This is a genomic window from Microbacterium sp. HMWF026 (genome assembly GCF_003061325.1).
GTDB classification, from domain to species: Bacteria; Actinomycetota; Actinomycetes; order Actinomycetales; family Microbacteriaceae; genus Microbacterium; species Microbacterium testaceum_E.
In genome coordinates this window covers 1-13,726 of record NZ_QAJB01000440.1, presented here as the reverse complement: position 1 = coordinate 13,726, position 13,726 = coordinate 1, and the positions used below count along the sequence as shown (strand labels likewise).

Sequence of the window (13,726 nt, the reverse complement as noted above, 5' to 3'; positions counted from 1 at the left end):
CTGCTGCTCACCACCCGCACCCTCGACGCCGACGAAGCCCTCGCGTGGGGGCTGCTGTCGAGCGTGCACGACCCCGAAGAGCTGCTCGACGCCGCCCACGCGATCGTCGACCGCATCGCGGCGAACTCGGCCCGCGCGACGATCTTGACCAAGCGCGCCCTGCTCGCCCCCCGTTCCGACCATCCGACGATCGACGGCGCGCTGCAGGCCGAGCTGTTCGACAGCCCCGACAAGCACGCCCGCATGACCGCCTTTCTGGAGAGGAAGAAGAAGTGACGCTTCCCGACACCCGCCCGACTCCGGACGTCCGCACCGGGGATGCCGGCATCCCCACTTCTCTGCCCGCCCGCGTCGGCGTGCTCGGCGGCGGGCGCATGGGCGCCGGGATCGCGCACGCCTTCCTGCTGGCCGGTGCGCGCGTGCACGTCGTCGAGCGCGACGACCAGGCCGCGGCCGCCGCGCGTGATCGCGTCGCCACAGCCCTCGAGCGCTCCGCCGCGCGGGGGCGGGACCTGCCGGACGCCGACACCCTCAGCGTCGGGTCCGACCCCGCGGGCTTCGCGGGGGCGGGGCTGATCGTCGAGGCGGTCCCCGAGGACCGCGCCCTGAAGATCGACGCCCTCACCCGCATCGAGGCGGCCGTCGACGCGGGGGCGGTCGTGGCATCCAACACCTCGTCCATCTCGATCGACGCGCTCGCCGCTTCGCTCCGCCGCCCCGAGCGGTTCCTCGGGCTGCACTTCTTCAACCCCGTGCCGGCCTCGGCGCTGGTCGAAGTCGTCACGGGAGCGGCGACGACGCCCGAGGTCGTACGTGCGGCGACCGACTGGGTCGAGGCCATCGGCAAGAGCGCGGTCGTCGTGCGCGATGCACCCGGCTTCGCGTCGAGCCGTCTCGGGGTGGCGCTGGGACTCGAGGCGATCCGCATGCTCGAAGAGGGCGTCGCCTCGGCGCACGACATCGACACCGCCATGGAGCTGGGGTACCGGCATCCGATGGGCCCCCTGCGCACGACCGACGTCGTCGGTCTCGACGTGCGCCTGGGGATCGCCGAAGAACTCGAGCGCGCGTTCGGTGCGCGCTTCGCCCCGCCGGCGCTGCTGAGAAAGCTCGTCGCCGAGGGGCACCTGGGTCGCAAGACCGGCCGTGGTTTCTACGAATGGGGCGCATGATGACAATTCTGCCCAGCTACGTGAACGGGGCCTGGTGGACTCCCGACGCCGACCCCGACGCCGCGGTCGTGCGCGACGCCTCGACCGGCGACGAGATCGTGCGGGTCAGCACGAAGGGTCTGGACCTGGCCGCGGCCGTCGCCTTCGCGCGCCGCGAAGGGCAGCGCAGTATCGGCGCCCTCACCTTCCACCAGCGCGCGATGGTGCTCAAGAACCTCGCGATCGCCCTCAACGACCGCCGCGAGGAGCTGTACGCGCTGTCGGAGCGCTCGGGCTCGACGCGGCGCGACTCGCTCAGCGACGTCGACGGCGGCATCGGCGTGCTGTTCACGTTCTCGTCGAAGGCGCGGCGTGAGCTGCCCGCCGGCACGGTCGTGCTCGACGGACCCGTCGAGCGGCTGTCGAAGGACGGCTCGTTCCTCGGCCGGCACGTCTACACGCGCCTGCCGGGCGTGGCGGTGCAGATCAACGCCTTCAACTTCCCGATGTGGGGCGCGCTCGAGAAGTTCGCGCCGGCCTTCCTCGCCGGCCTCCCCACGATCGTCAAGCCCGCGACCCCCACGGCGTACGTCGCCGAGGCGTGGGTGCGCATGGTCGTCGAGACGGGACTGCTCCCCGAGGGGGCGCTGCAGCTGGTCAGCGGAAGCGTCCCCGGCCTGTTCGACCTGCTCGACCTCGGCGACACCGTCGGGTTCACCGGCAGCGCCTCCACCGCCGAGCGCCTGCGCGCCCAGGCCGCGCCCGGCGTGCGGTTCACGAGCGAGACCGACTCCGTCAACGCCTCGATCCTCGGCCCCGACGCGACGCCCGGCACCCCCGAGTTCGACGCGTACGTGAAGCAGCTGCTCGTCGAGATGACCACCAAGGCGGGACAGAAGTGCACCGCGATCCGCCGCGCGATCGTTCCGGCGGGCATGACGGATGCCGTGGCCGAGGCGCTGCGGCAGAAGATCGCCGAGCGCGTGGTCATCGGCGACCCACGCGCCGAGGGCGTGACGATGGGTCCGGTCGTCTCGCTCGCGCAGCGCGACGAGGTGCTCCGTCAGGTGCAGGCCCTGCGCGACGCCGGCGGACGTTTCGTCGTCGGCGCCGCCGAGCCTCCCGTCGGGGTGCCCGCCGACGGTGCCTTCCTGCAGCCGATGCTGCTGTCGTTCGCGGATGCCGCGACCCCGGCCGTCAACGACATCGAGGCGTTCGGGCCGGTCGCCAGCATCGTCGAGTACGCCGACGTCGCCGACGCGGCGACCATCGTGGGCCGGGGCGGCGGCTCCCTCGTCACGAGCGTCGCCACCCACGACCCCGACGTCGCCACCGAGCTGCTCACCCGCATGGGTGCGATGAACGGGCGGGTGCTCTTCCTCGACCGCGACGATGCGCGCACCTCCACCGGGCACGGCGCCCCGGTTCCCCACCTCGTGCACGGCGGCCCCGGCCGGGCGGGCGGCGGCGAGGAGCTCGGCGGCATCCGCTCCGTCCTGCACCACATGCAGCGCACGGCGATCCAGGGCTCGCCGCGCATGCTGACCGCGCTGACCGGGGTCTGGCATCCCGGAGCCGACACCGACACCGACGGCATCCATCCCTTCCGCAAACCCCTGTCGGACCTCCGGATCGGGGATGCCGTCGAGTCGGCCGAGCGCGAGGTTACCCTCGACGACATCGAGGTGTTCGCGAGGTTCACCGGCGACACCTTCTACGCCCACATGGACGAGGAGTCCGCCGCGGCGAACCCCTTCTTCCCCGGCCGCGTGGCGCACGGCTACCTGCTGGTGTCGTGGGCGGCGGGGCTGTTCGTCGATCCGGCACCCGGTCCCGTGCTCGCGAACTCGGGGCTCGAGAACCTGCGCTTCATGACCCCCGTCTCACCCGGCGACCGCATCCGCGTCGCGCTGACCGCGAAGCAGATCACCCCGCGCGAGACCGACGAGTACGGCGAGGTGCGGTGGGATGCCGTCATCCGCAATCAGGACCACGAGATCGTGGCGCAGTACGACGTGCTGACCCTCGTGGCCAAGACCTGGGCTCCCGCCGAGGTGCTGGTGTGACTCTCCGGTCCATGATGCAGCGCGACCGCGCCTCGGCGATGCTCGGCATGATCGTCGAGCACGACGCGCCGGGGGAGTCGCGCGTGTCGATGACCGTGCGCGACGACATGCTGAACGGCTTCGCCATCACCCACGGCGGGCTCGTCTTCACCCTGGCCGATACGGCGTTCGCGATCGCGTGCAACGAAGACGAGAGGGTGACCGTCGCCGGGGGAGCTGACATCACGTTCCTGAAGTCGACGACGTCGGGGCAGACGCTCACCGCGACGGCCGTGCGGCGGGCCCGCAGCGGACGCACCGGGCTGTACGACATCCGCGTGACCGATGAGACGGGCGACCTCGTCGCCGAGGTGCGCGGGCGCAGCATCACGACGGATCGACGGCCGCCGGCCGAGCCCGCGGGGGTGGCCGAGCCCGCGGCGGCGGCTGGCGCCGCGCCGGCGGCGGAACCCGCGGCGGACACAACCTCCGCGATGCGCACGAACTCCGCTCGACACGCCGCCGAGCCGACGGAGGATGTGCACATCGCGGAGGTTGTGCATGACGCCGACCCCCTTCCCTTGAACGATTTCGAGCGCAGCGCCGCGCTCCCCACCACGGAGGTGTCCCGATGACCCTGACCACCGCACCGCGCCCGGACTTCCTGGCATCCGTCGATCCGACCGGCATCCCGCTCGACCGCCTGCGCGCCCTGCAGCTCGAGCGGTTGCAGTGGACGGTCCGCCACGCGTACGACAACGTCGCGCTGTACCGGCGCAAGTTCGACGAGGCCGGCGTCCGCCCCGACGACATCCGCGCCCTCGACGACATCCGCCTGCTGCCGTTCACGACCAAGGCCGACCTGCGCGAGACCTACCCCTTCGGCATGTTCGCGGTGCCGATGGCCGACGTCCGCCGCATCCACGCCTCGTCGGGAACCACCGGGCGCCCCACCGTCGTCGGCTACACGGCCGGCGACCTCGACCGCTGGGCCGACCTCATCGCCCGTTCGCTCAGTGCCGCCGGCCTGCGCGCGGGGGACCGCGTGCACAACGCCTACGGCTACGGGCTGTTCACGGGCGGGCTCGGCGCGCACGCGGGGATTGAGCGCCTCGGGGCGACCGTCATCCCCATGTCGGGCGGGCAGACCGCGCGCCAGGCCCAGCTCATCCAGGATTTCGAACCGGATGCCATCCTGTGCACGCCGAGCTACCTGCTCACGATCGCCGACGCGCTGGAGGCGGCGGGCATCGACCCGCGCTCGACGTCGCTGCGGGTCGCGGTGCTCGGGGCCGAGCCCTGGACCAACGAGATGCGCCGCGAGATCGAGCGTCGCCTCGACCTCACCGCCGTCGACATCTACGGCCTGAGCGAGGTGATGGGTCCGGGCGTGGCATCCGAGAGCTCCCTCACCAAGGACGGACCGCACGTGTGGGAGGACCACTTCCTGCCCGAGACGATCGACGGCGACACCGGGATGCCGGTGGCGGACGGCGAGCTCGGCGAGCTGGTCTTCACCTCGCTGACCAAAGAGGCGTTCCCGGTCATCCGCTACCGCACGCGCGACCTCACCCGGCTGCGTCCGGGGACGGCCTTCCCGGCGATGCGCCGCATCGAGAAGATCACCGGCCGCAACGACGACATGATCATCCTGCGCGGGGTGAACCTCTTCCCCACGCAGATCGAAGAGATCGTGATGGGCATCGAGACCCTCACCCCGCACTTCGTGCTCGAGCTGCGCCGCGAGGGACGGATGGATGCCATGACCGTCCGCATCGAGCGGCACCCCGCCCTGGAGCGCGAGGTGTGCGAGGCCGCCGGCGTCGTTCTGCGTCAGCGCATCAAGGTGCTGATCGGTACGAGCGTGGACGTTCGCGTCGAGGAGCCCGGCGCTCTGCCCCGCAGCGAGGGCAAGTACAAGCGCGTCTACGACCTGCGCTGACACGGTCCGGCGGGGCGCGGCCCGGCCCGGGCGTTCCGCCGAAGACGCATCGCTCCGCCGAGGCCGCATCCGTTCGGCGTCACACGGGTGCGGTCTCGGCGGACGGGTGCGGTCTCGGCGGACGGCCGCGGTCTCGCCGACGACCGCGCCGTCCGCGCGCGCCGCGGCTCAGGCGCCCGCGCGCGCGAGCGGCGTGTCGTCGAGGCCGGCGATCAGGTCGCCCAGGCTGTCGTAGACGCCCACCGCTCCGGCATCCCTCAGCTCGTCCGCCGAGAAGCCGCCGGTGCGCACGGCGACGGTGGCGACGTCGGCCTTGGCTGCGGCGATGGCATCCCAGGGGGAGTCGCCGATCATCACGCCGCCGGCGCCGGGAACTCGAGCCAGAGCGGTCTGGACGAGGTCGGGCGCGGGCTTGCTCGCCTCGACGTCGTCGGAGGTGGTCCAGGCGTCGGCGACGTCGCGCGCGTCGAGCAGGTCGAGGAAGCGCTCCACGTGATCGCTCTTGCCCGAGCTGGCGAGGACGACCTGGAATCCGCGCTGCTTCACCTCGGCGAGCAGCGCGTGCGCACCGTCGAAGGGGCGCACCTCGTCGATCATCGGCTCGAACTCCTCGGTCCACGCCGCGCGCAGCGCCTCTCCGTGCCGGTTCTCGACGGCGTCGCTCGTGAGCGCGGGCACGAGCTGGTCGCCGCCCATTCCGATCGCCCGGTGGATGCGCCAGATCGGCAGCACGATGTCGAACCGACGGAAGGCGCGGGACCAGGCGAGCGCGTGCTGGTAGTTGGTGTCGACGAGGGTTCCGTCGACGTCGAAGATCGCTGTGTCGGCCATGGCTGCACGACACCTCATCGCGGGTCCGGGGTCACGACCATTGCGGCGGCCCGTTCCCTCGGGTACAGTTTTACTGAACGATCGGTCTGTAAAAGGAGTCGACGATGACGATGACCGCACCCCCCAGCGACGTCCGGGACGGCGAGGAGCTGTTCGACGCCCTCATCGAGGCCGACGGGCGCATCGAACCGCGCGACTGGATGCCCGACGGCTACCGCCGCACGCTCATCCGCCAGATCTCGCAGCACGCGCACTCCGAGATCATCGGGATGCAGCCCGAGGGAGCGTGGATCACCCGGGCGCCGAGCCTGAAGCGCAAGTCGATCCTGCTCGCCAAGGTGCAGGACGAGGCCGGCCACGGACTGTACCTGTACTCGGCCGCCCAGACGCTCGGCATCACGCGCGACGAGATGACGCAGCAGCTCGTCGACGGCAAGGCCCGCTACTCGTCGATCTTCAACTACCCCACGCCGACCTGGGCCGACATGGGGGCGATCGGGTGGCTCGTCGACGGTGCCGCGATCTGCAACCAGGTGCCGTTGTGCCGCGCCTCGTACGGTCCCTACGGCCGCGCGATGGTGCGCATCTGCAAAGAGGAGTCGTTCCACCAGCGTCAGGGTTTCGAGATCCTCCTCACCCTCATGCAGGGCACCGAGGAGCAGCGCGAGATGGCCCAGGATGCCGTGAACCGCTGGTACTGGCCGAGCCTGATGATGTTCGGGCCCCCCGACGACGACTCGCCCAACTCCGCGCAGTCGATGGCGTGGAACATCAAGCGCTTCAGCAACGACGAGTTGCGTCAGCGGTTCGTGTCGATGCTCGTCCCGCAGGCGGCGGTGCTGGGCGTGACCCTGCCCGATCCGGAGCTGCGCTTCGACGACGAGACCGGTCAGTACGTCATGGGCGAGATCGACTGGACCGAGTTCAACGAGGTTCTCGCCGGACGCGGTCCGCTGAACACCCTGCGGCGGCAGCACCGCCGCGACGCCCACGAAGAGGGCGCGTGGGTGCGCGAGGCGGCCGCGGCGTACGCGGCCAAGAAGAGCGCGAAGGCGGCGGCCTGATGGCGACGCCGGGTGGGAGCCCCGCCGAGACCTGGCCCCTGTGGGAAGTCTTCGTGCGCGCAAACCGCGGCCTCAGCCACGTACACGTCGGCTCGCTCCACGCGCCCGACGCCGAACTCGCCGTTCGCAACGCCCGTGACCTCTACACCCGCCGCGGAGAAGGCGTGTCGGTGTGGGTCGTGCCCTCGGATGCCGTGACTACGAGCGACCCGGGAGCGAAGGGCGCGTTCTTTGAGTCGCCGGCGGGCAAGAACTACCGGCATGCGGTGTACTACACCGCGTCCGAGGGGGTGCCGCACCTGTGAGCACCTCGACCGATCGTGCGTCACGGTCCCTTCGACGGGCTCAGGGACCTGGCTCGGACGCGCCGCCGTCGGCTGAGCGCGTGGTGGCCGCGGCCGAGCGCGGAGCGCCGGTGGCTGAGCCCGTCGACACCCGCGAGGCCGACGCGCACGGCGCCGACCCGCACGGCGCCGACCCGCACGGCGCCGACCCGCACGGTGCCGACCCGCACGGAGACGTCTCGCTCGACACCCGTGAACTCGCGGCCGAGCTCGCCGGGGGAGAGGAACGCGCCACCGACCCCGATGTCGCCGCTTACGCGCTGCGCCTCGGCGACGACGCACTGATCCTCGCGCAGAACCTCTGCGGCTGGATCGCGCGCGCCCCCGAGATCGAGGAGGACGTCGCGCTCGGAAACATCGCCCTCGACCTGCTCGGCCACGCGCGCTCGCTCCTGCGATACGCCGGGAGCTACGACGGCCGCACCGAGGACGACCTGGCGTACGGGCGCGACGAGCCGGCGTTCCGCAGCGCCTGGCTCTTCGAGCTGCCGAACGGCGACTTCGCGCACACGATCGCGCGCCAGCTCCTGGCATCCACGTACTTTCTCGAGCTGTACCGCGACCTCACGGCATCTCCCGACCCGGTGCTCGCCGCCGTCGCCGCGAAGGCCGAGAAAGAGGTCGACTACCACCGCGATCACGCCGTGCAGTGGACGCTTCGTCTCGCCGGCGGCACCGAGGAATCGCGGCGCCGTCTCCTCGCCGGCCTCGACGACACGTGGCCGTACCTCGACGAGCTGTTCCGCGACGAGCCTCTGCACGATCGCCTCGACGGCATCGCCGTGCGTCCGTCGACCCTGCGTTCGCGGGTCGACGACGTGCTGACCGCGGTTCTTGCCGAAGAGGACGTGCCCGTGCCGGCGATCCCTGCCTCATCTGCGGGCGGACGCCGTGGCATCCATCACCCGTCGTTCGGACCCCTGATCGCCGAGATGCAGGTGCTGGCCCGCCGGCACCCGGGGGCGACATGGTGAGCGTCGAGCACGCCCGCGAGGTGGCGGCGGCCGTCGTCGACCCGGAGGTGCCGGTGCTCACGATCGACGACCTCGGCGTGCTCCGCGACGTACGCGTCGACGGCGGCACGGTGACCGTCACCATCACCCCGACGTACTCGGGCTGCCCCGCCGTGGAGGCGATCCGCGACGACATCGTGCTCGCCCTCACCTCGGCGGGCTTCGAGCACGCGGTCGTGCGCACCACCCTCACCCCCGCGTGGACCACCGACTGGATGAGCGACGACGGCCGCCGCAAGCTCACCGAGTACGGGATCGCCCCGCCCACCGGCCGCGCCCCGGCCGGCCCCATCCGGCTCCGACTCAGCGTGGCCTGTCCTCGCTGCGGCTCCCTCGACACGCGAGAGGTCTCGCGTTTCGGCTCGACCTCGTGCAAGGCGTTGTGGGAGTGCCGCTCCTGCCTCGAACCCTTCGACCACTTCAAGGCCCTCTGATGACGATGATGGATGCCACACCTTCGGCCGCTCTCGCGCCGGTGAATGTCGAGACTCCTGGTCCGGAACCGGCGGATGCCGCGGCTCCCGGCCCCGAATCGACCGGTGCTGCACTCCCCGGTGTCGCGCCGCTCACGGGGGCCGCGGCGGTGGATGCCGAGCCGCCGACGGGTGCCGTCCGCGGGACCCGCGCCCGCGCCCGGTTCCACACCCTGCGCGTCGCCGACGTGCGCCCCCTCACCCCGACCGCGATCGAGGTGACCTTCGCCGTTCCCGACGAGATTGCCGACGCCTTCGACTACGCGCCCGGTCAATACGTCGCCCTGCGTGCCACGGTCGACGGCGAAGAACTCCGCCGCTCGTACTCGCTGTGCCGCCCGCCCGCCCGCGGCGCGATCAGCGTCGGGATCAAGCGCGACCCCGACGGACGCTTCTCGTCGTGGGCGCACGAGGGCCTGCGCCCCGGCGACGAGATCGACGTGATGAGCCCACAGGGCACGTTCGTCTCGAGAGCGTCGACGGCCACCGGGCACGTGGTCGCGATCGCCGCGGGCTCCGGCATCACCCCGATCATGGCGCTCGCCGCGGGCGTCCTCGAGCGCTCCGCCGACAGCCGCATGACGATCGTGTACGCCAACCGTTCCTCCACCGACGTCATGTTCGTCGACGACCTCGCCGACCTCAAAGACCGCTTCCCCTCGCGCCTGACGCTTCACCACGTGCTCTCTCGCGAGCAGCGTGCCGCCCCGGTGTTCTCGGGCCGGCTCGATGAGGAGCGGTTGCGCCTGATCCTGTCGCGACTCATCGACCCGGCATCCGTCGACGAGTGGTTCCTCTGCGGACCCTTCGCCCTGGTCGAGGTATGCCGCGAAGCGCTCGCCGAGGCGGGGGTGCCGAGGGAGCGCATGCGCTTCGAGCTGTTCACGGCCGGAGAGGGCGATGCGCCCGCCCAGACCGGGGGAGCCCGCCCCGTCCGCGTGCGCGCGGACGAGCCCGTGCGCTCAATCGACTTCACCCTCGACGGCCAGTCCGCCCACGTCGACAGTCCGGTCGCGGCGAACGAGACGATCCTCGCCGCGGCCCTGCGCGTGCGACCCGACGTGCCGTTCGCGTGCGCGGGAGGGGTGTGCGGCACGTGTCGCGCCCGCGTGATCGAGGGGTCCGTCTCGATGACCGAGAACTACGCCCTGGAACCCGACGAGATCGAGCGCGGCTACGTGCTCACGTGCCAATCGCACCCGAGCACCGACGCCGTGCGCGTCGACTACGACGGATAGGGATGCCGTGATCGACTACGCTCTCGCCGACGATCTCGCGGTCGTCACGCTCAACGCCCCCGCGCGACGCAACGCGCTCGATCTCGACGCGCTGAGTGCGCTCGCCGAGGCGTACGACCACGCTGAGTCCGACGGTGCCCGGGCCGTTCTGCTCCGCGGCGAGGGGCCGTCGTTCTGCGCGGGCCGCGACATCTCTGGCGTCGACCCGGCGACCGACGACGTCGCCGGCTACCTCGACGCCACCCTCGCTCCACTGCTCCGACGCATGGCGTCGTTCCCCGCTCCGACGTTCGCCGCCGCTCACGGTGCGTGTCTCGGCGTGGGTCTCGGTCTGCTCATCGCCACCGACGTCGTCTTCGTCGCCGACGACGCGAGGATCGGCTCGCCCTTCGCCGCGCTCGGCGCGACCCTCGACTCCGGCGGCCACGCTTTGTTCGTCGAGCGTTTCGGTACCCACGCCACCCTCGACCTCATCTACACGGGACGGATGCTGACGGGCGAGGAGGCCGTGCGCGCCGGCCTCTTCTCGCGGGTGGTCCCGGCATCCGAGGTCCGGGATGCCACCGAGCTCGCCGCCCGCCGCGCGGCGGCCGGGCCCACCGAGGCGTTCCGCGCGAGCAAACGGATCGTCACGGCGATCCGCGACGAGCGCCTCGGGCTCTGGGAGGCGATGGCCCTCGAGAATCGTGCGCAGGCCGCCCTCGCCGGCACCGCCGACTACCGCGAGGGCTTCGCGGCGTTCCAGGCGAAGCGCGCCCCGGCGTTCACCGGGCGCTGACGCCCGCGTCCCCGCGCGCTCCCGTCTTCGTGCCGTCGTGGCCTCTTAGCCGGCCCATCGCACCCGGTGTCGATACTGGCCCCGTCCGAGGCGGGGTCGCGTGTAGGTGACGCCCTCCAGGCGCGTGACGTGGTTGTCGGCGAATGCCCGCAGCAGCGTCGGGGTGACGCCGAGCTCGTCGGCGATGTCGGCTGCGCTCAGGTCCAGGGCTTCGAGGTGGGCGTAGCGGGAGGGATCGATCAGGAGCGCGGCCGCGTACGCGTCGGCGGCTGCTTCCGCGCGGGGATCGTCGCGGCCGACATGACCGTGAAAGGCGTGCCCGAGTTCGTGCGCGATGACGCACGCGCGTTCGGTCGGGGCGAGGGAGAAGTCGTACACGACGCGGCGCCCGCGGTGGTCGTAGAAGCCGCGGTACGGAGCGGGGAGGTGGGCGACGTGGACGGCGACGCCCAGGTGAGCGGCGTGAGCGAGGAGCTCTCGCATGGGTCCCCCATCAGTCGTCGTCCGGTGATCGCTCCGCGGTATAGGCCGCGTCACGGAGGGCGGGTGCCGTGCGACCGATGTAGGGCACCTCGTCCGCCGGCCCGATGCTACGGGGAGCTTCCGACACCGGGTCGAGGAGCAGGCGAAGCCCGTCCTGCGCGGTCCCGCCACCGCTGTAATCGGCCAGCGCCATGTCGACGATGTCGCGAGCGGGCACACGCAGGATGGCCGCGATGCGCTCGAGTTCGCGGACGGTGGTCTCGTTCGTTCCGTCTTCGCGCCGTTTCAGGTTCGACAGGGCGATGCCGGATCACGCGGCGAGCGTTTCGCGGGAGATGTCCCGGCGCACGCGAGTGGCGCGGATCGCTCGCCCCAGGTGCAGATCGAACGCGTGGGGCACTTTCTTCTCCCGAGCCATGCCTTCCAGCGTAGGTGACGGTGCAGATGTGGCCCGTGGTGATTCATGTTGAGGTAGTCAAAGATGAATGGTTAGCATGCATACATGATCATCGAATCGGGCGATTCCAAACCTCCCGCACGAGACGGAATCGGCTCGCGGCGAGCCCACCCTCCTTCCGTGTCCCCGGGTGAGCTGCCCGTGCGCGAGGCGCTCCAGGACGCGGCGCGCCGCGGCCTGACCACCGAGGACGTGTTTCCGGGGTGACGAGACGGTCGTCGTGCGCGGTGCCCCCGTCCGGGGAGGGGTGGGCGCTCGGCGCTGAAGGTTCGAAAGCGCGGTCGCGCGCTCTCACAGATTTCAGGGGGGCTCATGGGCCGTTGGAGCACGCTCGTCGTCGACGAGGCGTCATTCGATCAATTGGGACAGCTCGACGCGGGATCGATCTCGGATCACCCGAACCTCCTCGCCGAAAGGCGTCTGCGCCCGCACGACCTCTACCGCCGCTGGGAGGCCCAGCAGTGGTCGGCGGATGCCGTCGGTCTCGAGCGCGACCGGGAGAACTTCCGCAGGCGTCTCCCTCGCACGCTCAGACGCCAGCTCGAAGCCGCCATCGCGACTTTCATCGTCGGCGAGTACACCGGTCTCGACCTGCTGTCGCCCGTTCTTCTCGGCGCTCCCGACGAAGAGGACCTGGTCTTCCTCGGCACGCAGGTCGCCGATGAATCGCGGCACGCTCGCCTCATGTTCCGGATTGGTCACGAAGTGCTGGGGTACGACGCCGATCCGACCGTCATGCTCCGCCAGGCCTGGGAGAAGGCGGAGCAGGAGCACCGAGACCTCGCGCTTCTCGAGGGCGAGATCATGCGAGCGAGCGCCGCTCAGCCGGGCGACTACGAGAAATGGCTGCGGTGCGTCACGCTGTTCCACCTCGTCACCGAGGGCGTCCTCGCCGTGAGCGGTCAGCGTTCCCTCGTTCGCGCCCTCGGCAGAACGGACGTGCTCCCGGGTATCCGCTCGGCCTTCGCCGCGATGTGCCGCGATGAGTCCCGGCACATCAGCTTCGGCCTGCACGCACTCCGGATCGGGATTCACGAGGGCCATGCCGAGGCGATCTACGACGTGCTCGAGCGCGCGATGCCGCTCGCCCTGGCCCTCACCGATCGCCTCCAGCCCACGTCGGCCTTCGCATCGACCGCCGACGGTGACCGCGCCGCCACGCAGACCGGCGCTCAGTCGTTCGTTCGCGGAATGCGCGGCATCGGTGCGGACGAGGCGTTCACCCGACACGTCCTCGACAGGGCGCGAGCGGCTGCTCCGCCTCCGGCAGACGCAGACCTCCGCAGCCGACGAGCCGCCGCACCACTCGAAAGGAACGCCTCATGAACCGTGACGACGTGATCCAGGGGCTTCGAGACTTCCTCGCCGATGCGCTCGATCTCGCCCCCGAGAGCATCCGGGCCGACAGCACCCTCTTCGACGAGCTCGACGTCGACTCGCTCTCGGTTCTGGAGCTGGCGGTGTTCTCCGAAGACACCTACGACGTCGACCTCGAACCCGTGTTGCGCGATGCGAATACAGCCGGAGAGCGCGCCGACATCACGATCGGCTGGCTCGCCGACCGCATCGTCGCCGCGGCCCCCGCCGAGAGCGCTGTCTGACACGCCCCAGACCATCGAGTTGTCCTCGCGAACCGGCGTGTTCTGAGGGACTCGTCCTGCGATCACGGAAGGAGGTGACGACATGCAGGCAATCCTCACTCTTCAGAAGCTCGAGGCGAGCACCGACGCTTCGGCGATGGTCGCGAGCACGGTCAGCAATCACTGCATCCGCTGATCGAGGCATTCGCCGCGGAGCCGCCCGCCGGCCCCGCCGTCCTCGACGCCGTGGTCGGCGCGCCAGCACTTCCGAGTCCTCGGAGTCAGCAGCAGCCCCGACTGCGTCGACGGAGCGCGCACGTCGCGTAC

Annotated in this window: 18 protein-coding genes; 15 read left to right on the top strand and 3 right to left on the bottom strand. The window is 71.1% G+C overall.

Annotation, left to right across the window (positions count from 1 at the left end; genetic code table 11):
- The 5 genes from DBR36_RS18665 to paaK form a co-directional block, all read left to right on the top strand.
- The coding region (locus tag DBR36_RS18665) for an enoyl-CoA hydratase/isomerase family protein (RefSeq protein WP_258222928.1) at positions 1-276 on the top strand (276 nt) is incomplete at its 5' end.
- Positions 273-1,172, top strand: coding sequence for a 3-hydroxyacyl-CoA dehydrogenase family protein (locus DBR36_RS16015; RefSeq protein WP_108320699.1), 900 nt, complete (start codon positions 273-275; stop codon positions 1,170-1,172). The genes DBR36_RS18665 and DBR36_RS16015, both read left to right, overlap by 4 nt.
- Complete coding sequence (gene paaZ / locus DBR36_RS16010) at positions 1,169-3,217, top strand: phenylacetic acid degradation bifunctional protein PaaZ (RefSeq protein ID WP_181373647.1); 2,049 nt, start codon at positions 1,169-1,171, stop codon at positions 3,215-3,217. The genes DBR36_RS16015 and paaZ overlap by 4 nt, the downstream gene beginning before the upstream one ends.
- Entirely contained in the window at positions 3,214-3,831 is a 618-nt protein-coding gene (gene paaI / locus DBR36_RS18780; protein WP_308810974.1) for a hydroxyphenylacetyl-CoA thioesterase PaaI, read from the top strand. The genes paaZ and paaI overlap by 4 nt, the downstream gene beginning before the upstream one ends.
- Positions 3,828-5,138 (top strand): phenylacetate--CoA ligase PaaK, encoded by a 1,311-nt coding sequence (paaK, locus tag DBR36_RS16000; protein WP_108320696.1) that lies wholly within the window; start codon positions 3,828-3,830, stop codon positions 5,136-5,138. Before paaI ends, paaK begins: the two co-directional genes overlap by 4 nt.
- Positions 5,139-5,306: 168 nt before the next feature.
- Here paaK and DBR36_RS15995 read toward each other — a convergent pair whose 3' ends face one another.
- A complete protein-coding gene (locus DBR36_RS15995) occupies positions 5,307-5,969 on the bottom strand; it encodes an HAD family hydrolase (RefSeq protein ID WP_108320695.1) in 663 nt (220 codons plus the stop codon).
- Positions 5,970-6,073: 104 nt separating this feature from the next.
- On the opposite strand from DBR36_RS15995, the gene paaA reads away from it, so the two are divergent.
- The 6 genes from paaA to DBR36_RS15965 all read left to right on the top strand — a co-directional run bounded on the left by paaA (position 6,074) and on the right by DBR36_RS15965 (position 10,879).
- Positions 6,074-7,033 carry a 1,2-phenylacetyl-CoA epoxidase subunit PaaA gene (gene paaA / locus DBR36_RS15990; RefSeq protein ID WP_108320694.1) on the top strand — a complete coding sequence of 320 codons (960 nt, stop codon included), beginning with the start codon at positions 6,074-6,076 and terminating at the stop codon, positions 7,031-7,033.
- On the top strand, positions 7,033-7,338 hold the full coding sequence (gene paaB / locus DBR36_RS15985; RefSeq protein ID WP_055838158.1) for a 1,2-phenylacetyl-CoA epoxidase subunit PaaB: 306 nt from the start codon (positions 7,033-7,035) through the stop codon (positions 7,336-7,338). The genes paaA and paaB overlap by 1 nt, the downstream gene beginning before the upstream one ends.
- A gap of 110 nt (positions 7,339-7,448) precedes the next feature.
- A complete protein-coding gene (gene paaC, locus DBR36_RS15980) occupies positions 7,449-8,351 on the top strand; it encodes a 1,2-phenylacetyl-CoA epoxidase subunit PaaC (protein ID WP_258222926.1) in 903 nt (300 codons plus the stop codon).
- Complete coding sequence (paaD, locus tag DBR36_RS15975) at positions 8,345-8,824, top strand: 1,2-phenylacetyl-CoA epoxidase subunit PaaD (protein ID WP_108320693.1); 480 nt, start codon at positions 8,345-8,347, stop codon at positions 8,822-8,824. Before paaC ends, paaD begins: the two co-directional genes overlap by 7 nt.
- A gap of 8 nt (positions 8,825-8,832) precedes the next feature.
- Positions 8,833-10,101, top strand: a complete 1,269-nt coding sequence (gene paaE, locus DBR36_RS15970; protein ID WP_258222924.1) for a 1,2-phenylacetyl-CoA epoxidase subunit PaaE — start codon at positions 8,833-8,835, stop codon at positions 10,099-10,101.
- Positions 10,102-10,108: 7 nt separating this feature from the next.
- Positions 10,109-10,879, top strand: coding sequence for an enoyl-CoA hydratase/isomerase family protein (locus DBR36_RS15965; protein ID WP_108320692.1), 771 nt, complete (start codon positions 10,109-10,111; stop codon positions 10,877-10,879).
- Positions 10,880-10,924: 45 nt separating this feature from the next.
- On the opposite strand, the gene DBR36_RS15960 is transcribed toward DBR36_RS15965, so the two are convergent.
- Positions 10,925-11,362 (bottom strand): ImmA/IrrE family metallo-endopeptidase, encoded by a 438-nt coding sequence (locus tag DBR36_RS15960; protein WP_108320691.1) that lies wholly within the window; start codon positions 11,360-11,362, stop codon positions 10,925-10,927.
- A 10-nt stretch (positions 11,363-11,372) separates the two neighbouring features.
- Positions 11,373-11,579 carry a hypothetical protein gene (locus DBR36_RS15955; RefSeq protein ID WP_108320690.1) on the bottom strand — a complete coding sequence of 69 codons (207 nt, stop codon included), beginning with the start codon at positions 11,577-11,579 and terminating at the stop codon, positions 11,373-11,375.
- Positions 11,580-11,864: 285 nt separating this feature from the next.
- Here DBR36_RS15955 and DBR36_RS17960 point away from each other — a divergent pair, with 285 nt between their 5' ends.
- The 4 genes from DBR36_RS17960 to DBR36_RS18155 all read left to right on the top strand — a co-directional run bounded on the left by DBR36_RS17960 (position 11,865) and on the right by DBR36_RS18155 (position 13,595).
- Positions 11,865-12,026, top strand: a complete 162-nt coding sequence (locus DBR36_RS17960; RefSeq protein ID WP_181373646.1) for a hypothetical protein — start codon at positions 11,865-11,867, stop codon at positions 12,024-12,026.
- 105 nt (positions 12,027-12,131) lie between these two features.
- The gene (locus DBR36_RS15950; protein WP_108320689.1) at positions 12,132-13,145 is read left to right on the top strand and encodes a ribonucleotide-diphosphate reductase subunit beta; all 1,014 of its coding nucleotides are present in this window, start codon (positions 12,132-12,134) and stop codon (positions 13,143-13,145) included.
- Positions 13,142-13,420, top strand: a complete 279-nt coding sequence (locus DBR36_RS15945; protein WP_108320688.1) for an acyl carrier protein — start codon at positions 13,142-13,144, stop codon at positions 13,418-13,420. The genes DBR36_RS15950 and DBR36_RS15945 overlap by 4 nt, the downstream gene beginning before the upstream one ends.
- 82 nt (positions 13,421-13,502) lie before the next feature.
- On the top strand, positions 13,503-13,595 hold the full coding sequence (locus DBR36_RS18155; RefSeq protein WP_219927673.1) for a class III lanthipeptide: 93 nt from the start codon (positions 13,503-13,505) through the stop codon (positions 13,593-13,595).
- Positions 13,596-13,726 lie beyond the last annotated feature (131 nt).

Bases quoted from the DNA above. Each gene is read 5' to 3' on its own strand.
- DBR36_RS15945 (WP_108320688.1), top strand. From the start codon at position 13,142: ATGAACCGTGACGACGTGATCCAGGGGCTTCGAGACTTCCTCGCCGAT.
- DBR36_RS15995 (WP_108320695.1), bottom strand. From the start codon at position 5,969: ATGGCCGACACAGCGATCTTCGACGTCGACGGAACCCTCGTCGACACC.
- paaA (WP_108320694.1), top strand. From the start codon at position 6,074: ATGACGATGACCGCACCCCCCAGCGACGTCCGGGACGGCGAGGAGCTG.
- paaB (WP_055838158.1), top strand. From the start codon at position 7,033: ATGGCGACGCCGGGTGGGAGCCCCGCCGAGACCTGGCCCCTGTGGGAA.
- paaD (WP_108320693.1), top strand. From the start codon at position 8,345: ATGGTGAGCGTCGAGCACGCCCGCGAGGTGGCGGCGGCCGTCGTCGAC.
- paaK (WP_108320696.1), top strand. From the start codon at position 3,828: ATGACCCTGACCACCGCACCGCGCCCGGACTTCCTGGCATCCGTCGAT.
- DBR36_RS17960 (WP_181373646.1), top strand. From the start codon at position 11,865: ATGATCATCGAATCGGGCGATTCCAAACCTCCCGCACGAGACGGAATC.
- paaE (WP_258222924.1), top strand. From the start codon at position 8,833: ATGGATGCCACACCTTCGGCCGCTCTCGCGCCGGTGAATGTCGAGACT.
- paaZ (WP_181373647.1), top strand. From the start codon at position 1,169: ATGATGACAATTCTGCCCAGCTACGTGAACGGGGCCTGGTGGACTCCC.
- DBR36_RS15950 (WP_108320689.1), top strand. From the start codon at position 12,132: ATGGGCCGTTGGAGCACGCTCGTCGTCGACGAGGCGTCATTCGATCAA.
- DBR36_RS18155 (WP_219927673.1), top strand. From the start codon at position 13,503: ATGCAGGCAATCCTCACTCTTCAGAAGCTCGAGGCGAGCACCGACGCT.
- DBR36_RS15960 (WP_108320691.1), bottom strand. From the start codon at position 11,362: ATGCGAGAGCTCCTCGCTCACGCCGCTCACCTGGGCGTCGCCGTCCAC.